A 24,168-nucleotide genomic window follows, 5' to 3' on the forward strand; every position below is an offset into this window, starting at 1 on the left:
CGAAACTTCCAAATTCAACCATTCCAAATATTTGTGTTTAAGCTCCTAACCATACTGGTCGAGGAGCTTTTTGCGTTTGGCCTCCGTGTCGATCTCGCCGAACGCAATTCGCGCCATCAGATCGTTGCCTGCTGCGGCAAGGAACTGCTGCTCCATCAGATCGAGAACCTCCATGGATGCCATGATACTGGCGATGTCGCCATGCACCTGCAGGCTCGCCAGCTGGTGGCCCGGTGTCTTGCCAATCACGACGCTGCTTGGCGTCTTCGTCGGCATTGCTACGGGCAAGGAACAACAACTTGCGAATGGCAAGCTCGACATTATCAGGATTGAACTGCTGCTCCAACTTGCTGATCTTCTCCTGAAAATCCTCCGTCGGCGCTTCGGTAGCGGCAAGCTCGAAGGCCGGCTTCTCACGCGTCACTTCCAGTCCATCCAGTTGGTCGTCGAGGATGGCAAGGCGCGGTCGGCCTTCGGCATGCCGGTCCTGGATTTGTTTCATCAGGCTGGTCTGTGTCGATTTGATTTTTGCAAGCTCTGTCGCAATCTGATCTTTGCGGGAGGGCACGCTCTTCAGCTTGGTCACCTCATGGGCGATCATCTTGTGCGAAATCCGGTCGAAGATGTCGATGGAGTAGAACGCGACCGGAATACAGTTCAGAACGCGCTCTTCGAGTTCTTGGCGCGTGATCGTTTTGCTGTTGCTACAGCATTCGCTGCCAAGCTCGTCGATCGGTAAACGCTTCTTGCGGTTGGTACAGCTATAGCGGTCCTTTCCGCTAATCGCATAGGGTCCGCCGCATTCCGCACATTCCAGCATGCGGCTCAGGAGATATTCTGGACGATGCGTCGCATTCAGCCGGTTGGACGAAGACGTATCGTAGTCTTCACGCGCCTCGGCCTGGAGCTTTTTGACCCTGTCCCACAGCTCGTCCGAAATGATCCGGAGATCAGGGCGTTCATTATACACCCACTGATCCTGGTCATTTGCGCGTGAGGTGCGCCGTTCAGTTGTCGGGTTCTTGCGGTAGTTCTGCTTGTTCCAGATCATCTTGCCGACGTAAAGAACATTGTTCAGGATTCCGGTCCCATCAGAGACGCTGCCAGGGATTGTGGTATCGCGCCAATATTTGGTGCGTGCCCCTGGAACTCCCTGGTCGTTGAGTTTCTGTGCGATGTCCGCCGGTGATACACCATCCGCATATTGCTTGAAGATCCAGCGCACAATCTCTGCCTTGGCCGGGTCAATGTCGCGAAGGCCCCTGATGCGGTCACCATTGGCATCGCGCTGCTGGGAGAGCTCGTAGCCGTAGGATAGGCACGTCGTCGCCTTACCCTTGCGGACAGCCGTCTTCATACCTTCGCGTGTTCGGTAACGAATCTGTTCGACCATTTCGTGGCTGAGTGCTGCGCGCAGGAGCCGATGCTAGGAACATCCGCATGGGCATAGAGGGCTCGTTGATGCGGCTAAAGACTGATTACATCGACATGTACTGGATGCATGTGTGGGACCGCACGACGCCAGCAGAAGAGGTTCTGCAGACGTTGGCCAATGCGGTTCGCGCAGGCAAAATCCTGCATTACGGTTTCTCCAACACGCCCGCGTGGTATGTCGCAAAGGTCGCGACGCTTGCGGAAGCGCACGGCCTACCCAAGCCAATCGGTTTGCAATACGCCTATTCGCTGATCGACCGTGGCGTAGAGCTGGACCTTCTTCCGGCAGGTGCCGAATTTGGTTTAGGTGTGGTGCCATGGAGCCCGCTTGCGGCTGGCTTGCTGACGGGTAAATATGACCGCGAAAAAATCAGCGACTCCAACCGTGTCCCCGGTCTGCCAGACAAGGCCGGATTTGTGGCAGAAAGTGAAAGCGATGGACGCCTTAACGGTGACAATCCGTTCGGCGGCATGCTGTTCACAAACCGTAACTTCGATGTCGTCGATGTTCTGAAGACTGTGGCGTCAGAGGTTGGTCGTTCGCCTGCGGAAGTGGCGCTTGCCTGGGTAGCGAAACGCCCTGGCGTCTCCTCAGTGCTGATCGGCGCCAGCCGGATAGAGCAACTCACCCAAAACATCGCCTCGCTCGAGATTGTGCTGAAGGATGAACATATGCAACGGCTGGAAAAAGCGACAGCGCTGCCTGTGCTTAATCCCTATTTCATCTTTGAGATGCCGACTGAAATGGTCTTTGGTGGACAGCAGGTGCGTGGGTGGGGAGCGAGCTAAGCAGGTACGGCGACTTGTAATCTTCTGATATTCGGAAGGAATTAGTTTTAGGGCCCGGTCTTTGCGACCGGGCCCTGGGTACATCAATGATGGTGTTCTGGCATGTCTTTCAATTGGTCTTTCGTCCAGGAAGTGACGGCATGAACATCGCCGTCCTCATCTCGCATGAAATCGAGGTCGCTGAGGGAGACCGCTACCGGCTTTGCGCCAATTCCTAGGAACCCGCCGACGTCGATAATGACCTGGCCGCCTGTTCCGCCATGCACGTGATCAACCTTTCCAACCTTATGGTCATCTGCGCCATATACGGTTGCACCTTCCAGAATCTCTGGGGTCAGCTCTGTCGTCGATAGGCGAACGTGATTTGTATGATCCATTGGTTTTCCTCCTTGCTGGATGAACACGTAACGGCATCACAGGCCTCTGGTTCCTTAATTAGGAAAAGCTTTAACTGACCCCTGACTAACGGCTCTTCTGACGCTCTCACGGGATGTGTTTATATTCGCGAGACGATCCAGGCATCACCATCTGTAGTCCCGATACTCACGTCGCCCACGCCATTCGCGTTGGTCATAGTAGTCGCGACGATCGCGCCATTCGCGTCTGGCTTCCCAGCGGTCACGTCGATCCCACCGATCGCGATACTCGCGTGGAGGGCCGTTTGGTCGGCAATAGCCACGTGGGGAAAGGTGGAAGCCGCGTCCGCAAGCGTAGTCGACCTTCTGAACATCTGAGGCCAAGGGAACCGATGGATGAACTGACGGCATCGCGTTGGCGACGTTGGCAAGCAGACTACCTAGAATTATTCCCGCGCTGAAAATTACCTTGCGCATCTCACATCACTCCGTTGAGGGTGATGTGATTTAGCGACCTGCACCGTGAACCATGCCTGAATGAACTTTGACGTTTTCGTGGCGTTGTGAGTTGCGAAGTTTTTCGAATGCAACCAAAGCGCGGCGGGACCCTATTCCGAACTAGGCAGCGCCGGGGAGGTGAAACTGGTGCCTATTTTCGGGGTATTCTACGCCAGTGCTCTACGGCCTGGCATCTGTCGGTAAGTTTGAAAGGTTTCGCCCTGACGCACGTGTAGGATGCTTAAGCGCTACTGAGCTAACAACAAATCTAACGGAGCAGTCCGTCAAGGTCGAACTCTTCCCAGCCGCCAAGGTTCGGGGCCGAATCCTTGGCGCCGTCTTTCGACGTCTTAGACCTCTTTCTAGCGTCCTTCTTGAGCGACCGCGTCAACTTCGCCTGATACGTAGCCCGCTGCCGCTTTTCGGCTTTCGCCTCGGCATCCTCCACACGCCATTCTTCCGCGGCTCCTCTGTCGAGAAGATCCTCCACCACCTTAGGGTCGAACACATGGAACGTAATCTGACGAGCGCGTCCGTTCAGTCTGACAGTCCTCGTTCCGGCGCTCGGCAGACGACCGTCTGCAAGCCAACGATGTCGCTCGCTGGTCTTGATCGTGAGGATGTCCTCGATTTCTCGCGGGATGACCGGCATTGCTCCGGCTTCCGCCACCACTTTCGCGACGATAGCCGCTGCCGCGTTGAATGCGGTCTTTTCGTTAGCCGCCATCGCCAGTGTGAGATCGACGCCTTCCAGCGAGATCGACTTTTTAGAGATCGCTGGCAGCCTTGCTCGTATTTCCTGAAGAACGCCTTTCGCCCGAACGGCCGACCCCATTGTTACCGTGGCTGGCAGGGTCCATGTCCTGATCAGTTCGATCTCATCTTTTTCACGCTTCGGCATGTCACACAAATGGTGGTTCAGCGCTTCCAAGTCAACGAGCCTGTTGACAGCAGAAGAGGAACTGCAACCGATCTTTCTTATCCCTCCTTCTTACCGAAACTCTCCATCAAGATGTTCAGCAAGGCTTCCCGTAATCGATGCAGCATGATGCATAAGCGGGCGGATCGTATTCGCCCGCGACCGTCCTTCAATAAACTTGTATCGCGTTCGATGGCAGTTCGAGTACAATCAAACTTAGCCAGAGCTTGCAGAACGCATTGCCAGCCAGTGACCCGGCGTCATACCGAAGGCTTTGCGGAAATGGCGGGTAAAATGTGCCTGGTCAGCAAAACCCGCATCTGCTGCCGACTGCGCCAATCCGTTGCCATTAACAACAGACCGTTTCGCCAATTCAAGTTTGCGCATGATGAGGTATCTATGAGGGCTGGTACCTAGCAATCGGCGAAACTGTCGGGCCAATTCGTAACGGTCCAGTCCAGATGCAACCTCTAGCGCTTCCGAGCGCACGACATCGCTGCAATGCCCTTCGATAAAGTCGCGAGCACGAAGAACAGCCGACCGTGCCGGCGCGGCGATGCTTTTGGGCGGTGCACCTGCTTGGCGGGAAAGACCTGATGCCAGCCGCATTACGACGTCGTCCATGATCAGGTCGCTCGGTTCTTCGCTCAGATCGGCAAGAATATCTGCCAGTGCCTGCCAGAGGCCGATGTCAGCAACCACAGGGTTGGCAACAAATGGCAGAGCGTGGCGGTAGCCATCGATAGCGCCAATGAGATCGGGCGGCAGATAGATCATCCGATAGATCAACCCATCCTCGGTACCTGCAGCACCATCATGCAGCTCGTCGGGATGCAGCACGATCACGTTGCCGGGGCTGCTGAAACGCGCGGTGCCGCGATAGCGGAAGGTCTGTACGCCGTGGAGCGTCAGCCCTAGCGCGTAGGTGTCGTGCCGATGCGGCGAAAAAGCGTTGCCATGAAACCGGGCTTCCATCCGCTCGACACCGTGTGAGGGCGCGGAGACACGCATACCGTCGGCAAATCCGACTTCGCACGAACGTTCAAGACCGCCCGCCTTGCTCGGAGCTAGGTCTTCTTTTCCCTCGATACCCCGGACGGAGTTCAACCGCATGTTCGACACCAAGATCGCAATCGTTATCCGCAATGACCTCGCAACCTGGCAGAGGCTGAATGTCACCGCTTTCCTGACAAGTGGCATCGTTGCCCAGACACCAGCCATTATCGGCGAACCATACCGGGATGCGGCTGGGAATGTCTACAATCCCATGACGATCCAGCCGATCGTGGTTCTTGCAGCAGATCAGGAGACGCTGCGCACGACCCATAGGCGGGCTCTCGACCGCAAGGTTACAGCCTCGGCTTATATCGAGGAGATGTTTTCAACAGGGCACGACGCTGCCAACAGGGAGGTGTTCGCCCAGTTTGGCCCAGACAATTCGAAACTGGTAGGACTGGCACTTAGAGCTGAAAAGAAGGTGGTCGATAAGATCGTAAAGGGAGCAAAAATGCATCCTTGACGTATGGAAATTTAGGTCTGGGCGCCGCAACGCCGTCGAATATAGCCGTCTACGGAAGCACTTTCACGCGGCCGAATCTTGGTTTAGCTACCTTAAGTCGGGACTTTTGCAGAAGTCGGTAAGCGACTGATCATACATTGTTCTTCAACGCTGCAAGAGTGGCTTGATCGCCTTCACCTCCATAAAAAACGTGAAGGGCGGTCTCGAACGACGAACCACTCTGGGCGGCTATGCCAAATAACGTCATGCTGGAATGAAACTTGAGGTCATCGGGAGAGCCAAGAATTTCACGTGCACTGAGGCTGGGATGGCTGAGCATGGCGCGCGTGCACTCCTCCAAACGGGCGCCCAAAACAGGATGTTTCAGGTAGGCTTCGGCTTCAGAACGCCCAGAGATCGCGTAAAAGCGGGCAGTTTCCGATCGACCAAGTCCGTGAATTTGCGGAAAAATGAACCACATCCAGTGAGACCTCTTCAGTCCGTCGCTTAACTCCTGCAAGGCTTTTGCGTACGTATCTTGTTGCGCTTTGATGAACCGCGCCAGATCAAATTCCATCCCTGTGTCCTTCGCTCAGCGGGTTAGATTTTTGTCTTCTAGGTGCCATCACATCTCATTCCATTTCCAACTGTGCAAACCATGTAGCGTAGGGGGTGTTCCTGGCGAGATGGCGATTGAAGTCAGGCGCCCCGTCATCCCACCAGACCGGACCGCGTTCTCCAAGGGCAACTTTGGCTGCATCCACTTTCTCTCGAGCTTCGATCATCGCTGGTGAGCCTGCCGATGCGTCGCGAACTGCCCGGCGTGCAGTCATCAAATCCTTGACCAGTGCCGCACGGGTGAGTTCATCGAGTGCAGGATTACTGCGCCGCCACAGCCGTCCTTTTACGACGAAGTATCGACCATCGGGCGTGTCCGGATACTTGTTGCTCATTTGAATCCAAGCGTCCCTTGTGCCGGTTCCGCATCCCGAGACGGCTTGTCCTCAATCCGCCGAGCCAGTTCTGTCTGTGCGCTGAAGCGCACGTCCACATCCCGATCTACGATGAACGCGTTGAGTGTCTCGAGGCTGATGCGACCCCAGGGTTTTCCCCGATCTGGTCCGGCAGGTATGCGCGGTAGAAGTCCGGGTTCGTTGCTCCATGTCAGACAATCCTCAAGCGAGGTTTGGTTCAACATGTCGCGGAGATGATGAGCCGTAACATAGGCATCTGGCATCGCTCTGTGCGCTGGGAGGCCAATTTCATGCACCAGCCCGGTGGGCATTCGTTGATAACGCAGCATCTGGTTGGAAAACCGCGGAAGCTCCGGCCAGACGCGCAGCGCACATTTCCATGTGCAGATCCAAGGCATTCCGCCTGCAAACCGCGGTGTGCAATATCGTTGCTCGAAAGCTGCTCGATGAGCTGCCAAGGCGTCGATGCGGCCGGGTGGACGAAGAACGGTTGACGCTATTTCTTTCCAGAAGGGAGCATCCGCGACTTGGGCATCCAGAATATGATGAATCGCCATCGTGTCGGGTGAGATGGGACGTCCAGGGTTGACGAACAGCGCCCCGCGCTCTTCAGTGACCTGCCACTTTCCAGCTTGGTCGATGACGACATCCTGCCAGCCGATCTCACAAACGTCGTTCGGGCCATTGCCTCCTGTTTCGAGATCGATGACGCGTACCCTGGCTTCGACCACTTCGGTGCTACCTTTCTTCAAACTCCAGCATTGGTAAGCGCGATTGGCGTAGGATGGTTCCTGAATATGAGGCCTACGATCAGCGGGGGCTTGCACGCATCGACAGCCGATGCTGAGGGATTGATTAAGCTCTCCTGAAATTTATTTTCTGCACGTTACCGAGCACCGTTCCAAATCTTACTCACTGATTCAATTTGCGAATCTCTTGAGTTGCTAAAAATCGAGGATTGCATTCCTAATTTAGCGCGTCTTGACTCTTAAGGGTCTGAGAGATGTCCGTGATCGCGTCCGATCTGCTGCATGAGCGCGTTCCCCACACAGTGGACTGTGCCGCTGACATTGCTGGCCGTCATATGCTGGTGTGTCGGCTTAAATCTTGCTCAGAGATCTGCTGTTTTCGCGTATCGACGGAATTGTGCACACATACGAGGCTGTTGACTTTTCCAAGACTGTGGATTGACCTCTGGCTCAATCAACTCAAAGGATATAATTTTTTTGATAAGCCAATAAACAAGACTGAAATTGTTGCCGTTGGATCGCGCTAACCGCGACGAATTGCACCTCCCAAAATTAAAACATGTTGCTCATCCTGCTGGAAGTATCTTCCACCTTTCTATCATCTCATCTCCTGAGAAAAGATTGATGGTATCAAAACCCTGCAGCACGGCTTCGCTTTGAGTGGGTCGAAAAAATGCGAAGTCGTCCGGTTTTAGTGAACTATCATCGGGCAGAGACATCATCTGTTGATTGGATGAGAGGCCCCATAACTTGCTTTCTTTCATGCCGGGCGGAAATACGGGTTCTGCCATCCACTTGCCCCCATAGAGAAAGCAGCCTTGGTGAGGGAACAGACCGGCCATCTGCATCAGAGGGGTCAAAAAAGCAGGACCGGGAAGGCAGACTTTCTGCACTTTCAAAACAGGTGCGGCAATGAAGACAGCTGGCGCCAGCGCGTCGAGAGATGCGACATCGAAATCCATCGGCTTCAGGAAGGCAGATCCCACAGAGACGTCGTTGGCAGAGCTTGGCCCGTGATAGGAAAGCGCTGTCTTGCTGCCGCCTGTGTTGATGATGTGACGGGCGCCCTGAGGAACTGCGGAGACGAACGCTTTCATGCGTGACCCCACGTGTTTTCGTTCGATTCCACCGATGATACCCGGCACCTCCGTGATATGTGCGTCATAACCCATCAAACCTTCTAGTTGGAGGTCTGGAAGTTCTGCGGCGCGTGCAGCGGCAGCTCCAAGTTCAACTGCGGTCGAAAATCCGCCTCGATGCATGCCGACATCGATTTCGAATGCGATCCTGAATGTTTTTCTCGCTCGACTTGCCAATGCAGCATATTGGTCGAGGCGCTCGATCGTATCGATCAGGAAAACCGTGCGACGAACAAAGTCTGTGAAGGATTGAGGGGATGTGGACTGCATCCACGCAGACACAGCTCCAACTGGTAGCGGTTTTCCGTACAGTACGTCTGCTTCAGGGAATGCCTCCAACACGGCAACTGTCGTCGGGAGATGAAAACTCATGATCCGTGTGGTTTGCGTAGCGGCGAGTATATGCGCCAGCAAAGGGATTGATGGGAGGGATTTATCGACGACTCTGAGCGAAAGAGCTGGCGCAAGACCGTTCATCACCGCCACGATATTTGCATCCAACCTGTCTTTGTCGACAACAAGGACGGGACGAAACAGCCCGGCTCTTTTCAAGGCTTCCGAGAGAGCGCGAAAATAACCGTCCTCCGCCGTCATTTGATCCCCAGAAGCTTCGCGATATACGGAGAGACAAATCTGTTATCGGGATCAAGGCTACGTCTTGTGTCCATCGCTTCCCTAAAGCGTGGATAGATCGACACCAGATCGGTTGACGTCAGATTATGCATTTTCCCCCAATGCGGCCGCCCGCCTCGCTTTCGGAAAATGGCTTCGGCAGCACGAAAAAGAATGTCAGGATTTTCGCTGACGCCATGGTGAACGGCAATGGAACAGGTGTCACGCCCGTAGAAAGGGCTGAGCCAGAAATCATCGCCTTTCACACTGCGGACTTCGATGGGGAAATAGACTTCGGGGAAATGATTTTCGATGAGTGTTATGATCTCTTGCAGAGCGCCGGCACCCTCTTCGAAGGGCAGATGATATTCCATTTCGTTGAATTTGGTTCGGCGGTCGGTGACGTAGATTTTCATCCATTCGCCGACGACTTCCTCGTCGGAGAGTTTCGCCATGGCATTGCCGATCAATCGACGCCGCAGGCCGGGAAACCATTTGAGAGCGGTTCTCAATGTTTTAAGCGTAGCAAGACCGTCCTCATCTTCAGATGTAATCTGAGAACGCGCTGCCTCTTCGGTCATATCGAGCGTTTGAAGCAATGCGTGCCTGGCAAAAGGAATGATGAAGACTTCCGTAGACCGGTGTTGGGCCATCAAGTCCTCGAAGCTTTCCAGCATGGTGTCGATACGTATTATGGTGCGCTTGCGACGCAAATTATAGGTTGGGACATTCTGGAAAGTAACAGAGGTCAGCGCGCCGAAGATTCCAAGCGTAACGCCTGTGGCCTTGATCATATCATCGTCACGCCCGGCTATATAGTCGTGGTGAATGCCGTTGCCGTCGATGAGATGCATGCCCCGCAGCAGTGTATGGTAAGCCCCCAGCCCCAAACCAGAACCATGCGTCGCGGTACCCAAAGCGCCAGCAACGGACTGCTTGTCTATATCGCCCATATTGGGCAGGGCCTGACCGATCCCCGCCAGCAACTCCGTCAGTTTATCGAGCTTTGTCCCAGCACCGATTGTCGCTGTCATGGTCTCGTTGTTGTGGTCGATAAGCCCCGACAGCGTCGACACGTCAATGATCGTTCCCGATGTTGCCACCAGCGGGGTGAAGGAGTGACCCGATCCAATCAGTCGAAGGGGAACCGGGCAGGTCGTGATAGCGTCCTGAAGGTCCAGCCCTGTGCTCGGCCGAATAATCGCTTCTGGTGCGCTTGTGACCGTGCCTGACCAGTTGGTCCATGCGGCTTTTTTACCTGAGGCTATTGTGAACCCTCCCACCGAATGACAGGAAGACGCACGTTCCTTCACAGGCGGACGGTCGGAAACATCACGCGTTGGAACGCCATGCTGCTTGTCAGAATTGTAGGGCATAGGTGACACCGACCGCAAAGGCCCAATCAGCGTTCGCTGTCGCGTCGTATGTCGCACCCGAGCTTGCGTTCTGTGATCCTGCAGTCAAATAGGACAGAGCCGCGCCGACACCGACCGTACCAAAGTTGCCCTTATATTGTGTCCCCAGGCCCAAGGTCCACGTATCTGTTGTTATGTCGGCACCGGTGCCGACACCCCTGTCCCAGGTCAGGTTGACGGTACCGCTGACCTTGTCTGTAAACTCGTGTCCCACACCCATTTGGAGTGTATAGCCATCCTTGTAATTGAACACTTTGGAGGATGTTCCAAGACCGGTGACGTCATAGCTGAAACCCGGCAGAACGCTCCAGTCGGTCCAGGCCGCCGAACCATAGACGAGCCAGCCTGGAGCAACACCTGTCTGCGCTGAAAGCTTCAGGGATTGGGGAAGGGTGCCTGCGCCTTTTGCAGGCAGGTCAGTGGGTATCCCGTTTGCTATGCCGAAAGCCGATGGCGTGTAGGTGCCGTCTGCCTCATGCTCGACTTGAGAGCGGTACAAGAGTTGTACGCGCATCGCATATTCAGGAATGTCGTAAGCGATTCCTGCCCTGTATCCCAGTTGACCGTCATCTTTCAGATGAACGGAGCCAATCAGAGTGTCTTCCTTGTAGTCGAAGGTCTCCAAAAACATACCCCCGATGAAATGCAGTCTGCCAGGCCCTGCATCCAAGCGTATGCCGCAGGTTGCTCCGTATTCATCCGCATAGAATTTCATTTTCGATGTCGGGTTGGGAAAGGTACTTCCAGCGGCTAGGGCCGTCAGAAACTCTGCATTTTGTGCAGCCTCGCTATAGGTGCCGGATGCACCGAAAGGCTGGGTGTAGGTCAGCGCGCAGGACAGATTGTCGCCTAGCCGCATGCCTAAGGAGACGCTGGGAATTGCAAACGAATTCGAATATGCGCTTTCATCGACGGACTGGCCCATGATGCTGGAATAGCTACGGTTTGGCGAAACATAGATGACCGAAGATTCCGTGCTGAAACGTGCATCTCCAAACAGAATGTCGGTATTTGCCTCCCCACGGGAGAACCCGCCAGCGGATGCCGCCAGAGGCGAAACAGTCACCAATCCGATTGAAAGTATGAATCCGTATATGTATTCCATTTTTCTGGAATTCATCTGAGCAGTTCCCATCTTTATTTTTGATTTTTATGATTTATTCGAACGTCGCCATCGTCGGCATGCCGATTTCCCACCCCGGCATTTTCGGTCCTCCACCGAAAATCATGTCCAGAATATGTGTGACGGCCCGCGCATCAATGGACGATGGGGACAAAAATGGATCATTTACGGCCAAACAAACCGGGGTGTTCCGGAAGAAAAACGTGGTGAAGTTGAGCCCTTATCTGCCATCGCAGACCCGCATTCTCCACACGCTTGCCGTTAGAGACCCATCGTTGGCCGGAAATGATCGTTCCAGATGTAGAGATGAGATTTATCCTCATCGGCGCGATCATCCGGATCGGATAGCGAAAGCAGTAAGGGGAAAGCGAAATGAGATTTGCAGCATTGATACTGGTTCTGGTCGCCATCGGCATCACGACGTCTCCGGCTAAAGCCGTGGAGCCGATCGAGGGAAAATGGAAGAATGGCCCGGTGGATATCGTCGCAATCACCCCTTGCGGCGAAAGCTTCTGCCTGAAGATGGCGAGTGGCGAATATGCAGGTCAGTCCATCGGAAAGTTGCGTGGCAAAGGCCCTGACTACAGCGGAGATATCACAGACCCGGCTGATCAGAAGACCTATAGCGGCTCGGGAACCGTGAGCGGCACCACGCTCAAGCTCAAAGGATGCGCGTTGAAGATATTTTGCCAGACAGTGGTCTGGAACCGCTTGTAAGCGCAGGCCGAGGGAGCGACGGCGGCACGGACAACGTGGCCGGGCCGTCGCATTCCGACCTCAGATGCCTGAGGCGACTGGATGAACGATGCTTGGGAGATCAGGCAGTGTTTTGCGCAATATCCAAAGGACGATCGGCTTTAGGAGAATACGGGCGAGCCGTATCAGCCAGCGCATGGACAGAGGAAACAGATAATCCTGCTTCTCGTGCCTCAGGGCATAGAGGATGTGATCGGCCGCCTTTTCCGTCGAGATTTCAAACGGTGCAGGCATACCGTCATTGGCTGTGACTTCGGTAGCGACGAATCCCGGATAAACCGTTGTAAAGCGGATGCCGTAACGGGCGAATTCGACCCTTCACGTATCGATCAACAGCATCGCCGCACCCTTTGCCGCCTAAGACGGTCCGTGCAGTGGTACACCGAGGAAGCCGGCCAGCGAATTGGGGTGCCCAGCATGACCGCCACCCTGCTTTACCATCTGCTTCAAGGTCGGAACCAGGAAGTTGACAACCACATCATAGTTCGAACGCAGATAGCTGCAGACCCCTCCTGCGGTCATCAGGCGCATATCCAGTGGTGGCGCACCACCGGCATTGAGGTAGATTACATCGAGACGACCGTAACGGCCAACCACAGCCTCGACCACATCATTGGCCGCACTTTCGTCCATCGCGTCGGCAGCAATCGGGAAGCACTCTCCGCCATTGGCGCTGATTTCCTGCGCCAAACTGTCCAGCAGCGGTTGCCGTCTCGCAATCGCAATGATTTTCGCTCTCTCTTCGGCAAGCCTCAATGCCAGGACGCGACCCATACCGGAAGATGCGCCGACGATCAGGATGATTTTTCCGGAAAACTTCATCTTGGTCATCACTCACGCTGGTTTAGTCCGGCGGTGTTCTGCCCAACTTCGATAATGATCCCTCATCGTCTGTTCGAATGGCCGGTAGACGATCCCGAGTTCATCGCGGCTGCGGCTGTTGTCGAGTGCGAAGCAGATGCCCAGATGGTTCGTCATATAGTCCTGGGTGAGCCCGAAGAGCGGGCCGATAACTCGAACGACGACATTGGGAATTTGCCATGAGGGAAGCAGATAAGCTTTGGGATGCCATCGCCGCGCGAAGCCCGCGATTTCCAGAAATGTGCGGGTATGGTTTTCCGATAAAATATACCTGCCCTTCGCGTCCGGATTCTCTGCTGCACGGATGTGGGCATCGACCACTTCGCGCACATCCACGCAGGCGAGGCTGAGATCGGGCATGCCATAAAAGAAATATCCCTTGAACATCTCATCCAGAAGGAAAAGCGATCCGGATTCGGAAGCAGGAGCCAGCGACGGCCCTAGCACCATGCCGGGATTGATGGTGACGAGGCTCCAGCGGTTCTGCTCGCTCTGGATTTTCCAGGCCGCGTTTTCCGCCACCACCTTGGAATAATGATAGGGATTGTTTTGCACATTGCTGGATGTGTTGAAATATTCCTCCGCCACAGTCCGGTTTTTCATGGCGTAAACGTCGATATAATCACCGAAAATCGCCCCGATGGTCGACGTCATGACGACACGTCGAACGCTCTCGGTCCGGTTGACGCTGCCAAGGACGTTGCGCGTTCCCTGAAGCGCCGGCTCGACCATTTCGACCTGCCCGTCCTTGATTTTTTCCGGCAGTTTGAATGGAGATGCCACGTGGAAGACGACGCTACAGCCCGTCGTGGCGGCATCAAAAGACCCCTCTTTTAGCAAATCCGCCTCGAATAGCTTCAGCCTTTCTGGAAAACGTGCCTGCATATCCGTTAGCGGTCGCACCTTGGTGCTGTTGCTGATGCTTCTGACGGTGGCGTGCACAGTCGCTCCCACATCGAGCAGACGATGGACGAGATGGCTGGCGACGAAGCCGCTTCCGCCCGTGACCAATACGGTTTCTTGCATTGCGAACCCCGGTTTTATGATTATGGCTCACTGTAATCAAAGCTGGAAAAGCAGTGTAAGAGGTCATCATGAGGCTGGCCTCACAAGATCAGAAAATGACCGGAAAAGACCTTTTTTGAAGATGCCAAATCCGTCTCGTCACAACGGTTGGGTTCAACGCGTGTAGCCAACACCGGCGCGCTTATGAACTCATCGTCGCAACCACTGTTTATGCTTCCTAATGCCTGCTTTCACTGGATGCTAAAAGGGCGCTTCCGCTTTCAGTATCCGGCTTTCATGATGGACCGCTCGCCGCGAAGATGGTGCGCGGCGGCATCCTTCTGGTCTTTGCGCAATCTGCCATTGGCAATGAACTTGATGAGCCAGGGGATGCGCTTGACACGGGATGTGGCGCTTTGCGCCAACACGAAGCACTCCGAGCATTTTTCGAGGATTTCGATGTTGAGCACCAATCGCTCCAGCCCCATGCCGAAGCACAGTGCGATGTCATCGAGGCAATACGCATTGGCACCGTTGGAAAGTGCTTTCATCGGTCGCGCATCGTCAGACCGTATGGCAACACGTTTTGCCTCAACGCCCAAATGGCGGATCTGCTCGTCAAACACGGCTGGCAAAGACAGGTCCATGCGGGACAGCAAAGACGTCCATGTAAGCTTACCCGCCGCAATTGCCCCCACGTCCGGGCGGGCGGCATAGATGCGTTGATGCATATCGCCTGGTGTGTCTGATAAGTGTACCCACTCGAAGACTTCGGGAACGTCGCAGCCGGATTTGATCTCCACCCGGACAAAAGCATTGCGTTCGGGAATGCGCTGGGAAAGGGTATCGCCTGACTTCAGCAAGCCCTTGCCAGCAAGGCGCGCGGCGGCAAGGCCGAGCGTGTTTTCCAATATGGCGTTATCGATCTCGTTCAACATATCACACCAGCCGGAACACGGCTTCGAAACGCTCGAGTGCATCATCGATGACCTCGTCGGTATCGGCCATGCTGGTGTAGATACGGCTGCCAGCAAGCGTCAGGATGCCGTGGGCGAGATAGGCCGCCCCCATTTCCTCCATCAGATGCTTGCGGGCATTGGCTTCGCGCATCAGCTTGATGGGGGTTCGCATGCTCATCAACAGAACCGCCGAAGTCTGCAAATGGACGATGGAGCCCATGTTATAGACGACGTAAGGAAGGCCCAAACGGTTCATGATCTCCTTCAAGCCTTTGGCAAGCCGGTCACCCGCACGACCCGCCAGTGCCGGTGCATTGGTCCGCGCCATTTCCTCGATTGCGTAGTAACCCGCGACGCAGGAGAGCGGGTTGGCCGAAAGTGTTCCACCAACGAAAGCACGCTTGGAAGAGGTGCCGATGCCGCCGACAAGCGTCATCATGATCTCCTTGCGCCCGCCAATGCCGCCCGCCATCAGATAGCCACCGGTCAGGCATTTGCCGAAGACAGTGATGTCGGGATTGACCTTGAAGTAACCTTGCGCGCCACCCATGCCGACACGAAAACCCGTGACCACCTCATCGAAGATCAGGAGAGCGCCGAACTCGTCGCAGAGTTTACGCACTTCCCGATTATACTCTGGCGTGACCGGGCGTGTACCGCTTTCTGGGCCAAGCGGCTCAACGATGACGGCGGCAGTACCGCCACGAAAGCGGTTGAGCATCAGCTTTCGGCGTAACGACCCGAGTTCGTTGGGGAACACTTCCTGCGTATAGGCGGTGGCACCTTTGGGAATACCGGTCGCCTCGCGGCGTCCGGTTCCGGGCACGCGCATGCCATAAACCATCTGGTCACTCCAGCCGTGATAATCACCCCCGACCTTGATCACCCATTTTTTGCCCGTATGCGCCCGCGCCAGACGGATTGCACCCATGCAGGCCTCTGTGCCGGAACCGAGCATGCGAAACATCTCGATGCCAGGCATGTGCTGACGGATGATTTCTGCCAGCTTGAATTCATATTCATGCAATAGACCCGTCACAGGTCCGGTTTCATCAATGATCTGATGTGCTTTTTCTCGTACGGGCAAGTAGTTGGACCCAAGCAGCGTCGGGCCACCTGCCTGAAGGAAATCGATATAGCGGTTACCGTCCGCATCCCACATATAGGCACCATCGACTTTGGTGGCGGCAATGGCGAAGGGATAATTGAAGGCGAGATTGTGCTGCACGCCGCCGGGAATGACCTCGGCAGCGCGTGTTGCCCATGCCTTGGACGTCTGGCATTTCTGCTCGAAATAATCGAGCACCTTGGGCATGTTTGCCTTTGAGATGCCGCGCGGTGGCAGTTTGAGGAGGGCATTCAGCCTGTCGGTCAGGTCCTTGTTATCCGGCCATGAACTGATGCTGTAGGGGGCCGGTTCTGTCGTGCGGGGTGCCATGTTCATGTCATGCTCCTTTAAGCTCGGCCTTGTCCAAAACGTTCACGAGAAACGCCTGAAGCTGCTTGTCGAGGCTGGCGCGTTGAGTGATGCGGTTGCGCAGATGAACTGCTGCGGAAGCTTCGATCCGGCGGATCATGCTGGCAGCAGTCTTGAGATTATCGCCCGAGCAAATGACGCCGTGGCTCGCCATAAGATAGGCATAGATGTTCGGCCGCATCGCCTTTTCGAAAGCCTTGGCCAGCATGCCCGTGCCAGACGGCCTGTAGGGAATGACCGCCACATGCGGACCGAAAAGGTTCAGATCGCTGCCCTGTATCCACGGCAGAACCTCGTGCAGCAGCGCGACGGCACTGGCGATAGGCTGATGGGTGTGAATGCTGGCGCGTCGTGAGGGATGCATCCGCAGCATGCGGGAATGAAGCCCTTTCTCCACTGTCGGCGTCTTATCGCCCTCGACGACCTCCAGCGTATCCAGCCGCAGGATGGGCACATCTTCAGGACCGATACCATAATAGTCGGTGGCGGATGGCGTCACGGCCATCAAGTCATCATCGACGCGCACACCGATATTGCCGCCCGTTCCGGCGAAATACCCATGGTCTGCCAGATAACGGCACATATCGGTAATGTCCTGCCGCACCGCTTTGAACCTAGTCATTATTCCTGCCCTTCGAGCCGTTAAGTTTTTGATAGAGCGGTGCAAGACGCCGATGGAGTTCCGTAAAGATGCCGAAACGTTCGTCGTAAAATTGCCGCGCGGATGGATTGGGCTCGTAGAAGCGTTCGATCTTCACATGACGAACCGCCTCATCCATCCCGATAAGGCCAAGACCATGGGCACCGATGAAAGCCGCACCCCGGCTGTTCGCCTTCATGGGATCGTGCGGCTGCCGGATGGTAACGTTGAGAATATCCGCATAAATCTGGCACCAGGCGTTGGACATCGCGCCGCCACCGATCATGGTGATCGCCTTTGGTCTCCGTGCCATGAAACGGGTGATCGGCTTCATCATCCATCGTGTATTGAGCGCCACCCCTTCGAACACCGCGCGCACTATTGTCTCGCGGTTATGCTCCATACTGAGATTGAAGAGCCCGGCCCTAAGCGACTGGTCGTCCACCGGGCAGCGCTCACCGAACAGCCAGGGTAGATACATCGCCCCATCCGCTCCGATAGGCATACGCGCAGCGATTTCATCCAGCACACGGTAGGTATCGACGGACGGCTCGGCATCAATCAGACCATCGTCGTGGAACACGATCCGATCCTTGAGGAACGTGATGTTATTGGCCCCGCTCGACTGCATGGCAATCATCAGATAGCGGGAGGGAACCGCGCAAGGTACGGACCCGATCTGATCGAGAACGCTGGTTTTCTTGTAGGGCACATGCGCGGCAATCCAGGAAGAAGATCCGACATAGAGGTGGCAATCATAGTCATCCAGCGTGCCAGCCCCCAAGGCCGCCGCCGTATTGTCTATAGCACCGGCCACCACCTGCGTCTGCGCAGAAAGGCCGAGTGCCTCGGAGACCGACGGCAGGATGGTGCCGATGACATCTGTGCAGCGGACTAGCTCGGGGAATTTTGACTTGTCGATGCCGCTGATCGCGATCAATCCGTCATCGTAGCGGATATTATCCACGTCACGATTGTCGGTCACCCATGAGGTGAGGATCGAGTCCTGCGTGGCAACGAAGCGTCCCGTCAGTCTCAGGTTAAAGTAATCCAGCACGTTCAGAAATTTATAGGTGCGCGCATAAATTTCGGGAAAGGCGTCACGGATCAGAAGCATATGCCCCGCGGGGTCTTTTCCAGACAGCGCTGGTGCGCCACCGCAAAGCCGAATCCATTTTTGCAGCTTGATCGGGTCATAACCAGCCACTTTCAAAGAGCTGCGCATCTCCTGCTTGAGATGCCGTGCGCCGCGCATATCGAGCCAAAGGACTGCATTCATCAAAGGCTGGCCATCCCGGTCCACGGCAACGGTGCCTTCGCCCTGCGTAGAGGAACAGATAGCCACGATATTCGAGCGTGGCACGAGGTCCTGTGCCAGCACCTCCTGTGCGGCACCCAGAAAAGCATTCCACCAGTCGTCAGGCCTCTGCTCTGCACCGATGCTGTCTACAACGGTCAGTTGGACGGAGCGAAATGCCCACGCCACGACTTGGCCCGTAATCGACACCAACCCGACTTTGCAGCCGCTCGTTCCCAGGTCTATAGCAAGTATATACTGCTCCACCTTCAACATGTCCCCACAGCCTCGCCGGACAACAATCCAGACGTGCCTTCTTTTTAATTGGTGAGCAGATGATAGGCGCGGTGGGTGGCGGCTCATAAGCGGCCAAGCTGTCCTAATGAGGGTCTATTCCGGCCAAATTGACGACATGTGACTTCGCATTGCGCCGGGTGTCGTTCCCGTCCACCTGCGAAAGGCGCGGCGGAAATTGTGGGGGTCTGTGAAGCCCGCCGCAAAGGCGATCTGCTCCACCGACATCTGGGGATTTGCGAGAAGCTCCAGCGCGCGGTTCTTACGCAACCCATCGAGAAGGCTCTGAAATGAGACGTCGTTTTCCGCAAGCCTGCGGCGCAGCGTTCTCTCGCTCATACCCAGCGCACGGGCGACTTTTGCGATGGTGATACGGTCCTGAAGCTTCTGTCGGAGCACGCGTTCAACGGACTCGGTTATTTCGGCCGCCTCGCGAGAGCGGGTTCGGTTGAAGGCCATGAACTCGAGAATTTGACGATGGGTGAAAGGGTCCGCCGTAGCAAGCGGGCGTTTGTACCAAACGGGATCGTAGAGGAAAGCATTCTCCATCTGGCCGAACTCGACGGCGCAACCAAAAACCCGATGATAGGCTGCGGCATGGGTCGGTGGGGGATAAGCGAAATTGACCTTGAGAGGACGGAACTCCTCACCAACAAGTCCGACGGCAATACCCATGAAGCTGGCAAAAGCCTCCTCCACCAGAAATGTATATATCTCCGGGTCGTGGAACCGGCTGGTTGCGGTAACGATGATGCCTTCTTTCGTGGGACGTGTGTCAAACTCCAGCATGCTTCCAGTATCCCGCTGGAACTGAAGTCCGAGCTTGACAGCTTCGCCGACCGTGGGTGCTGTCAACATCGCGTAGCCGACAAAACCTACCGAGGTGATTTTTTCTCGAAAGCCAGTTTCAAGCCCCAGCGCATGCCCCTTGGCCATTTGCGTTGCCCTGAATATCGCTTCCCGGCCCTGACGAAACGAGACCCTACATGCGGGGTCATCCAGATCATCGATCGTCAGTCCAAGCCCGACGAAAAGGCGGGATGCGTCAAGATTGAAATCGCCAAGTGTCTTTACCAGACTGCGTATCAGAAATATCGGAATATTCGCCGTCATATAACGTGTATCGACTGACTTCATATCGGCTCCTCCCGTCTATCCAGCAGACTGACACCCAGCCTTAACGCAACGAACTTCCTCAAATCTGATGCGGGTCATTGTCATGCGAAAGACGTCTCGTCAGTCAAGCCAATCTCCCTGTATCGGTCAAGATTTGGCCGGTTATGACCCCAAACAGGCCCGGATATCTCTTGCTGCCTTTCACGCGCATCATATTCTGTTTGGCAAGGCAGCGATAAGACCCGATCTAGGCACCGCTTCCAATGAACCTCGTAGGGGAAGTTCGATGATCTCTTGGATTTTGGGATTGAGCGCTGCCTATGCAGTCGCGCTCAACGGCACGATGGTGATGCCGGTCGTTGTTCTGGCGATGAGCAAACTAGCCGGTTACGACGAAGGCCTTGCCACTGTCGTCGCCAGTGCAGAATTGGCTGGTATCGCGATCTACGGCATTTTCTTGCCGAAGCTTGCAATGCGATCCTGGCGTCTCGTCGCCATCGGAGGGTTGCTGGCCGTCATCTTGGGAGAGGCGTCAAGTTTCTGGCAACAAGGACCTTTTGCACTTGCGGCTGCGCGCCTTGTGGCAGGCCTCGGCGAAGGTGCAGTCTTCAGTCTCATTTCTATGAATCTCGCCTCGCTGGCCAATGCCGAACGACTTTGGGGCGTGCTTGCTCTCATCGGCGGCGTGGCAATGGGCGTTTTGCTCTTCGTCGTTTCCTTGATGCCTCATCAGGAAACCAGTGCGCCGGTCTTTCTCATATTGGCGGCCTTCATGGCGTTGATGGCGCCTTTCTTTCTGTTGATGGCGAAGCGCCCGAAATTCATGCCGGTCGCCACGCTTCAATCGAAACTCGATCGCCCCAAAATAATCTTGACCATGCTGATCGTCTTCCTTGTTTATGCCGTGCAGGCCGGGCAATGGGCAATCTGTGGCTATGTCGCTGAGCGTGTTGGTCTCAGCAATAGTGAGGTCGGTCTCTATCTCGCCGTATCGTCGCTGGCGGGCTTTGTAGGAGCCATCATTCCCTCGATGACCCGCGACAAGGCCAAGCGCCTTCCGTTCGTCGTGTTGGGCTTTTTCGTGATGGCCGTATCGATCTACTATTTCTTCAACATCTATACCGCAACGGTCTTCATCACAGCACAGATCATGGTGAATATCGGCTTCTTCATCGTCACGCCCTTCGTAACGGGAGTACTGACGGAAAACGACCCGGACGGCTCGTTAATGTCGCGTATTCTGGTAATTGCTATCGTTGGGGCTACGGTCGGCACCGCCATTGCCGGACCCGTTTTTGAAACGGCAGGGCCTTCCGCAGTCGCATGGGCATGTCTCCTGCCCCTTGCGGTTGCAGCCATGTGCGCAATCGTTGTATTTGGACACCTTCATCGTGGCCTTAACGTTGTTGCAAAATTGAAATAGTGGAGCAATCCTTGACCGATAACGGCCATCAGCACATGCACATCAGTCTGACGCATCAGAAAAATGCCTTCGAGCAGGACCCGTTTCCGTCACTCGCCGTTCGGCGCGAAAGGCTTGACAGGATCGGTCGTCTGCTTGAAGCACATGAAGAAAAATTATGCGCCGCCGTTTCCAAAGATTTTGGGCACCGCTCCCCGCACGAAACAATCATGCTGGAGATCGCTCCCCTTATGGGGGCCTTGCGCCACACGCGCTCCCATCTGCGGAACTGGATGCGACCCGAGCGGCGGGGCCGCTCCATCGAATTCCTGCAAATGTCCAATTGGGTTCAGTATCAGCCACTCGGCATCGTCGGCATCATGGCGCCCTGGAACTATCCACTGCTTCTGGCTCTTGGGCCCTTGATTGACGTTCTGGCGGCTGGAAACCGCGCAATGATCAAACCGTCCGAACTGGTTCCGGAAACGTCGGCGTTGCTGACAAAACTCGTAGGAGAATATTTCAAGCCGCAAGAGGTAACAGTTGCCCAAGGCGGCGTCGCGGTGGCGGCTGCGTTTTCAGCCTTGCCGTTCGATCACCTGCTTTTTACGGGGTCCACGACTGTCGGGAAAAAGGTGATGGCAGCGGCAGCGGCCAATTTGACTCCGATTACGCTGGAACTAGGCGGGAAATCCCCGGCTATTATCGCGCCGGACTACCCGGTGGCCAGTGCGGTGAAGGATATCGCATTTGGAAAGCTGATGAATGCGGGGCAAACATGTATCGCACCGGACTATGTCTTTGTTCAAAGAGCAAAGGTTACGGAATTCGTTACTGCGCTTGTCAGCCAAATTCATCGCCTCTATCCGGCCATGACGGCTCCCGAGCACTATACAAGCATCGTAGGTCTCCGCGCCCACGAGCGTCTTGTCAAGGGATTGAGAGAGTGCCGGGAGCGTGGCATCAGGATTGTGGAGGTGGATATCCCTTTGCCGAAATCCGGCACCAGCATCCAACCGACCCTGTTGATCGACCCTCCCATGGACTGCCTGCTGATGGAGGAAGAGATTTTCGGCCCCGTTCTACCGATTATACCCTACGATACGATCGACGAAGCCATAACCTTTATTTGTTCTCGCCCTCACCCTTTGGCGCTCTACATCTTCAGCCACGAGAAAGCAGTGCAACGAAAGCTCCTCGACAAGACCATCTCGGGCAATGTGACCATCAACGGGACGCTTTTGCACATCACGCAAAATGATTTGCCCTTCGGCGGCGTCGGTTCAAGTGGAATTGGTGCCTATCATGGCTATGAAGGTTTCAAGCGGTTTTCCCACGCGAAAGGCATTGCAAAGGTTCGCGTTTTTAACCCCGCACGCCTAGCCGCACCTCCCTATGGCCGCATCACAAGACTGCTCGCTAAATTTCTAAAACGCTGATGTAGATTCCCAGCTACTCGTATCCTGATCTCCTGCGCGTTAGTGGTGACGCCTATAATCGCGCCTTGTCTGAGATGCAGAACAGGAGGCTGATAGCATGCCCAGCTGCAGTTGAGGGCGCGTGGGGTGACACATGGAACCGGGTTATCTCCTCCATCCTCACGACGACATGGCTTAGTTGCAAGCATGCCATCCCGTATATGGGAAAGGGTTCGTCCACGGGGTCGGTCATCAACACAGCGTCGTTCCTAGCAGGAATGGGATCGGCGACCGCTCAGATGGCGTTCAACGCCGCAAAGGCCGGTGTGGAGCAGCTTTCACGCGATCTCGGCGTTCAACTTGCGTGCAGCAATGTAAGACTTAACTCGTTCGCGATCGGTCCGATCGAAACGTCTGAGATCAGGACGAAGTTCGATAGAATCGGACCCGAGCAGGCTGCGCGCCGGTTCACGCATATGCCGATGGGACGCTTCGGCACACTGGAAAAACTCGCCTCGACGGCAGGCTATCTCGCGAGTGACAACGCAGGTTTCCTGACTGCGTCTTCGTTTCCGCTCAACGGCCGCATTCCCGAAATGCCTTCAAAGTTCCTCCTAGACAGATTAAGAGCGACACCGACATTTGATCAACACACCAATTCAAAGGAGATGCTCGTGTCTTCCGGTCCGCAGGATGTATCGTTCAAAAATCGCAGCATAACTCTCGCTGGCATCTTCTGACCCCGCAAAGGGAACATGGTAACCGATCCTTGGCAGCCGTGGTGATTGCGACGCCGGGCAGTAGCGTCAAGGAACAGATCGGTGCGAACTATGCGAAAAGGCTGACGGCGCGAGGGTTCGTGACGCTCACTTTCGATCCTGCCTACCAGGGACACGAAAATGTTGGCTGTATCAGCCTATAACGTCATCCTGACGTCGTGGCGCTGGGTGGAAGGATCCGCGCTCTGGATGAAGGACGCTAGCTCGTACGCGAAAGATGCGTCAGGGCTTCAAAGAGCTGTGAAGAACTCTATGGCGTGGAGATCGACGTCGATATCCGAAATGTCTTCTCCGTGCTTTCCAATCATCCTGCTCAAACACAAGCCGTGGTCGACATCGCAAGTTCGCTGCTTGGAGCAAGTCAAGTGGCGGCAGATTACCCACCGTTCATGGCAAGTGAAGACTTTGCGGACATGTTGAACATCGTTCCTGGCGCACATTTTTTCATCGGCCAGGAAAACACTGCCCCGCTGCATAATCCATCCTATGAGTTTGACGATGATATCATTCCAGTCGGCGCTGCCCTTCTCGCTTCCATCGTGCAGACTAGAAGTTCATCTCTCCGGTGACGGTTGGTCTAGATGCGCGTTTTGTGCGGCTTGGATGTCATGAAGCTGCACACACATCTTGTCGGCTAAGTCCAGAATGGCGACTACTG

26 protein-coding genes are annotated in these 24,168 nt (G+C 55.3%); 7 read left to right on the forward strand and 19 right to left on the reverse strand.

The window, feature by feature from the left end; all coding sequences use genetic code 11:
* Positions 1–37: 37 nt before the first annotated feature.
* A complete protein-coding gene (locus RRU01S_RS24935) occupies positions 38–1,393 on the reverse strand; it encodes a recombinase family protein (protein WP_052815881.1) in 1,356 nt (451 codons plus the stop codon).
* 11 nt (positions 1,394–1,404) lie between these two features.
* Between RRU01S_RS24935 and RRU01S_RS00010 the strand changes: the two genes are divergently transcribed.
* Positions 1,405–2,223: an aldo/keto reductase gene (locus RRU01S_RS00010; RefSeq protein WP_276325036.1), complete on the forward strand. Its 819-nt coding sequence runs from the start codon at positions 1,405–1,407 to the stop codon at positions 2,221–2,223.
* An 83-nt stretch (positions 2,224–2,306) separates the two neighbouring features.
* Here RRU01S_RS00010 and RRU01S_RS00015 read toward each other — a convergent pair whose 3' ends face one another.
* The 4 genes from RRU01S_RS00015 to RRU01S_RS00030 all read right to left on the reverse strand — a co-directional run bounded on the left by RRU01S_RS00015 (position 2,307) and on the right by RRU01S_RS00030 (position 5,109).
* On the reverse strand, positions 2,307–2,600 hold the full coding sequence (locus RRU01S_RS00015) for a PRC-barrel domain-containing protein (RefSeq protein ID WP_045228197.1): 294 nt from the start codon (positions 2,598–2,600) through the stop codon (positions 2,307–2,309).
* 144 nt (positions 2,601–2,744) lie between these two features.
* Positions 2,745–3,056: a GCG_CRPN prefix-to-repeats domain-containing protein gene (locus tag RRU01S_RS00020; protein ID WP_081879955.1), complete on the reverse strand. Its 312-nt coding sequence runs from the start codon at positions 3,054–3,056 to the stop codon at positions 2,745–2,747.
* Between the two features lie 289 nt (positions 3,057–3,345).
* Positions 3,346–3,978 carry a hypothetical protein gene (locus tag RRU01S_RS00025; protein WP_045228199.1) on the reverse strand — a complete coding sequence of 211 codons (633 nt, stop codon included), beginning with the start codon at positions 3,976–3,978 and terminating at the stop codon, positions 3,346–3,348.
* 234 nt (positions 3,979–4,212) lie between these two features.
* Positions 4,213–5,109 carry an AraC family transcriptional regulator gene (locus tag RRU01S_RS00030; protein WP_045228200.1) on the reverse strand — a complete coding sequence of 299 codons (897 nt, stop codon included), beginning with the start codon at positions 5,107–5,109 and terminating at the stop codon, positions 4,213–4,215.
* Between RRU01S_RS00030 and RRU01S_RS00035 the strand changes: the two genes are divergently transcribed.
* Positions 5,108–5,515, forward strand: a complete 408-nt coding sequence (locus RRU01S_RS00035) for a DUF2000 family protein (protein WP_045228201.1) — start codon at positions 5,108–5,110, stop codon at positions 5,513–5,515. The two genes, RRU01S_RS00030 and RRU01S_RS00035, sit on opposite strands and share 2 nt — an antisense overlap.
* A 130-nt stretch (positions 5,516–5,645) precedes the next feature.
* Here RRU01S_RS00035 and RRU01S_RS00040 read toward each other — a convergent pair whose 3' ends face one another.
* From RRU01S_RS00040 to RRU01S_RS00065, 6 genes are all read right to left on the reverse strand, one after another.
* Positions 5,646–6,071: a DUF1810 domain-containing protein gene (locus tag RRU01S_RS00040; RefSeq protein ID WP_045228202.1), complete on the reverse strand. Its 426-nt coding sequence runs from the start codon at positions 6,069–6,071 to the stop codon at positions 5,646–5,648.
* A 55-nt stretch (positions 6,072–6,126) separates the two neighbouring features.
* Positions 6,127–6,447 (reverse strand): hypothetical protein, encoded by a 321-nt coding sequence (locus tag RRU01S_RS00045; protein ID WP_045228203.1) that lies wholly within the window; start codon positions 6,445–6,447, stop codon positions 6,127–6,129.
* Entirely contained in the window at positions 6,444–7,220 is a 777-nt protein-coding gene (locus RRU01S_RS00050) for an exonuclease domain-containing protein (protein ID WP_209806518.1), read from the reverse strand. Before RRU01S_RS00050 ends, RRU01S_RS00045 begins: the two co-directional genes overlap by 4 nt.
* A 563-nt stretch (positions 7,221–7,783) precedes the next feature.
* Positions 7,784–8,950: an alanine racemase gene (locus RRU01S_RS00055; RefSeq protein WP_045228205.1), complete on the reverse strand. Its 1,167-nt coding sequence runs from the start codon at positions 8,948–8,950 to the stop codon at positions 7,784–7,786.
* On the reverse strand, positions 8,947–10,344 hold the full coding sequence (locus RRU01S_RS00060) for a D-arabinono-1,4-lactone oxidase (RefSeq protein WP_081879956.1): 1,398 nt from the start codon (positions 10,342–10,344) through the stop codon (positions 8,947–8,949). The genes RRU01S_RS00055 and RRU01S_RS00060 overlap by 4 nt, the downstream gene beginning before the upstream one ends.
* On the reverse strand, positions 10,328–11,449 hold the full coding sequence (locus tag RRU01S_RS00065) for an OmpP1/FadL family transporter (RefSeq protein ID WP_244446066.1): 1,122 nt from the start codon (positions 11,447–11,449) through the stop codon (positions 10,328–10,330). The genes RRU01S_RS00060 and RRU01S_RS00065 overlap by 17 nt, the downstream gene beginning before the upstream one ends.
* Positions 11,450–11,878: 429 nt before the next feature.
* Between RRU01S_RS00065 and RRU01S_RS00070 the strand changes: the two genes are divergently transcribed.
* On the forward strand, positions 11,879–12,223 hold the full coding sequence (locus RRU01S_RS00070; protein ID WP_045228207.1) for a DUF2147 domain-containing protein: 345 nt from the start codon (positions 11,879–11,881) through the stop codon (positions 12,221–12,223).
* 60 nt (positions 12,224–12,283) lie between these two features.
* On the opposite strand, the gene RRU01S_RS26385 is transcribed toward RRU01S_RS00070, so the two are convergent.
* The 8 genes from RRU01S_RS26385 to RRU01S_RS00105 all read right to left on the reverse strand — a co-directional run bounded on the left by RRU01S_RS26385 (position 12,284) and on the right by RRU01S_RS00105 (position 19,932).
* Positions 12,284–12,496, reverse strand: a complete 213-nt coding sequence (locus RRU01S_RS26385) for a Rossmann-fold NAD(P)-binding domain-containing protein (RefSeq protein WP_234936017.1) — start codon at positions 12,494–12,496, stop codon at positions 12,284–12,286.
* Positions 12,497–12,619: 123 nt separating this feature from the next.
* Positions 12,620–13,093, reverse strand: a complete 474-nt coding sequence (locus RRU01S_RS26390) for an SDR family NAD(P)-dependent oxidoreductase (RefSeq protein ID WP_234936016.1) — start codon at positions 13,091–13,093, stop codon at positions 12,620–12,622.
* 3 nt (positions 13,094–13,096) lie between these two features.
* Positions 13,097–14,149, reverse strand: coding sequence for an NAD-dependent epimerase/dehydratase family protein (locus RRU01S_RS00080; protein WP_045228208.1), 1,053 nt, complete (start codon positions 14,147–14,149; stop codon positions 13,097–13,099).
* A 260-nt stretch (positions 14,150–14,409) separates the two neighbouring features.
* Positions 14,410–15,066: a hypothetical protein gene (locus tag RRU01S_RS00085; protein ID WP_234936015.1), complete on the reverse strand. Its 657-nt coding sequence runs from the start codon at positions 15,064–15,066 to the stop codon at positions 14,410–14,412.
* Position 15,067: 1 nt separating this feature from the next.
* Positions 15,068–16,531: an aspartate aminotransferase family protein gene (locus tag RRU01S_RS00090; RefSeq protein WP_045228210.1), complete on the reverse strand. Its 1,464-nt coding sequence runs from the start codon at positions 16,529–16,531 to the stop codon at positions 15,068–15,070.
* Position 16,532: 1 nt separating this feature from the next.
* The gene (locus RRU01S_RS00095) at positions 16,533–17,186 is read right to left on the reverse strand and encodes a class II aldolase/adducin family protein (RefSeq protein ID WP_045228211.1); all 654 of its coding nucleotides are present in this window, start codon (positions 17,184–17,186) and stop codon (positions 16,533–16,535) included.
* Entirely contained in the window at positions 17,179–18,777 is a 1,599-nt protein-coding gene (locus RRU01S_RS00100; RefSeq protein WP_045228212.1) for a xylulokinase, read from the reverse strand. Before RRU01S_RS00100 ends, RRU01S_RS00095 begins: the two co-directional genes overlap by 8 nt.
* A gap of 114 nt (positions 18,778–18,891) precedes the next feature.
* On the reverse strand, positions 18,892–19,932 hold the full coding sequence (locus RRU01S_RS00105; protein ID WP_045228213.1) for an AraC family transcriptional regulator: 1,041 nt from the start codon (positions 19,930–19,932) through the stop codon (positions 18,892–18,894).
* A gap of 265 nt (positions 19,933–20,197) precedes the next feature.
* Here RRU01S_RS00105 and RRU01S_RS00110 point away from each other — a divergent pair, with 265 nt between their 5' ends.
* From RRU01S_RS00110 to RRU01S_RS00125, 4 genes are all read left to right on the forward strand, one after another.
* The gene (locus RRU01S_RS00110; protein WP_045228214.1) at positions 20,198–21,334 is read left to right on the forward strand and encodes an MFS transporter; all 1,137 of its coding nucleotides are present in this window, start codon (positions 20,198–20,200) and stop codon (positions 21,332–21,334) included.
* An 11-nt stretch (positions 21,335–21,345) separates the two neighbouring features.
* Entirely contained in the window at positions 21,346–22,752 is a 1,407-nt protein-coding gene (locus tag RRU01S_RS00115; RefSeq protein ID WP_234936014.1) for a coniferyl aldehyde dehydrogenase, read from the forward strand.
* A 74-nt stretch (positions 22,753–22,826) separates the two neighbouring features.
* Entirely contained in the window at positions 22,827–23,471 is a 645-nt protein-coding gene (locus RRU01S_RS00120) for an SDR family oxidoreductase (protein ID WP_081879957.1), read from the forward strand.
* A gap of 296 nt (positions 23,472–23,767) precedes the next feature.
* Positions 23,768–24,079, forward strand: coding sequence for a M20/M25/M40 family metallo-hydrolase (locus tag RRU01S_RS00125; RefSeq protein WP_052815885.1), 312 nt, complete (start codon positions 23,768–23,770; stop codon positions 24,077–24,079).
* The last annotated feature ends 89 nt before the right edge of the window (positions 24,080–24,168 follow it).

Origin of the sequence: Agrobacterium rubi TR3 = NBRC 13261, assembly GCF_000739935.1 — a bacterium.
Lineage (GTDB): Bacteria > Pseudomonadota > Alphaproteobacteria > Rhizobiales > Rhizobiaceae > Agrobacterium > Agrobacterium rubi.

Bases quoted from the DNA above. Each gene is read 5' to 3' on its own strand.
- RRU01S_RS00080 (WP_045228208.1), bottom strand. From the start codon at position 14,149: ATGCAAGAAACCGTATTGGTCACGGGCGGAAGCGGCTTCGTCGCCAGC.
- RRU01S_RS00035 (WP_045228201.1), top strand. From the start codon at position 5,108: ATGTTCGACACCAAGATCGCAATCGTTATCCGCAATGACCTCGCAACC.
- RRU01S_RS26390 (WP_234936016.1), bottom strand. From the start codon at position 13,093: ATGACCAAGATGAAGTTTTCCGGAAAAATCATCCTGATCGTCGGCGCA.
- RRU01S_RS00110 (WP_045228214.1), top strand. From the start codon at position 20,198: ATGATCTCTTGGATTTTGGGATTGAGCGCTGCCTATGCAGTCGCGCTC.
- RRU01S_RS00015 (WP_045228197.1), bottom strand. From the start codon at position 2,600: ATGGATCATACAAATCACGTTCGCCTATCGACGACAGAGCTGACCCCA.
- RRU01S_RS00085 (WP_234936015.1), bottom strand. From the start codon at position 15,066: ATGTTGAACGAGATCGATAACGCCATATTGGAAAACACGCTCGGCCTT.
- RRU01S_RS00025 (WP_045228199.1), bottom strand. From the start codon at position 3,978: ATGCCGAAGCGTGAAAAAGATGAGATCGAACTGATCAGGACATGGACC.
- RRU01S_RS00055 (WP_045228205.1), bottom strand. From the start codon at position 8,950: ATGACGGCGGAGGACGGTTATTTTCGCGCTCTCTCGGAAGCCTTGAAA.
- RRU01S_RS00040 (WP_045228202.1), bottom strand. From the start codon at position 6,071: ATGGAATTTGATCTGGCGCGGTTCATCAAAGCGCAACAAGATACGTAC.
- RRU01S_RS00095 (WP_045228211.1), bottom strand. From the start codon at position 17,186: ATGACTAGGTTCAAAGCGGTGCGGCAGGACATTACCGATATGTGCCGT.
- RRU01S_RS24935 (WP_052815881.1), bottom strand. From the start codon at position 1,393: ATGGTCGAACAGATTCGTTACCGAACACGCGAAGGTATGAAGACGGCT.
- RRU01S_RS00070 (WP_045228207.1), top strand. From the start codon at position 11,879: ATGAGATTTGCAGCATTGATACTGGTTCTGGTCGCCATCGGCATCACG.
- RRU01S_RS00045 (WP_045228203.1), bottom strand. From the start codon at position 6,447: ATGAGCAACAAGTATCCGGACACGCCCGATGGTCGATACTTCGTCGTA.
- RRU01S_RS00060 (WP_081879956.1), bottom strand. From the start codon at position 10,344: ATGCCCTACAATTCTGACAAGCAGCATGGCGTTCCAACGCGTGATGTT.
- RRU01S_RS00020 (WP_081879955.1), bottom strand. From the start codon at position 3,056: ATGCGCAAGGTAATTTTCAGCGCGGGAATAATTCTAGGTAGTCTGCTT.
- RRU01S_RS00090 (WP_045228210.1), bottom strand. From the start codon at position 16,531: ATGAACATGGCACCCCGCACGACAGAACCGGCCCCCTACAGCATCAGT.
- RRU01S_RS00100 (WP_045228212.1), bottom strand. From the start codon at position 18,777: ATGTTGAAGGTGGAGCAGTATATACTTGCTATAGACCTGGGAACGAGC.
- RRU01S_RS00030 (WP_045228200.1), bottom strand. From the start codon at position 5,109: ATGCGGTTGAACTCCGTCCGGGGTATCGAGGGAAAAGAAGACCTAGCT.
- RRU01S_RS26385 (WP_234936017.1), bottom strand. From the start codon at position 12,496: ATGCCTGCACCGTTTGAAATCTCGACGGAAAAGGCGGCCGATCACATC.
- RRU01S_RS00120 (WP_081879957.1), top strand. From the start codon at position 22,827: ATGCAGAACAGGAGGCTGATAGCATGCCCAGCTGCAGTTGAGGGCGCG.
- RRU01S_RS00105 (WP_045228213.1), bottom strand. From the start codon at position 19,932: ATGAAGTCAGTCGATACACGTTATATGACGGCGAATATTCCGATATTT.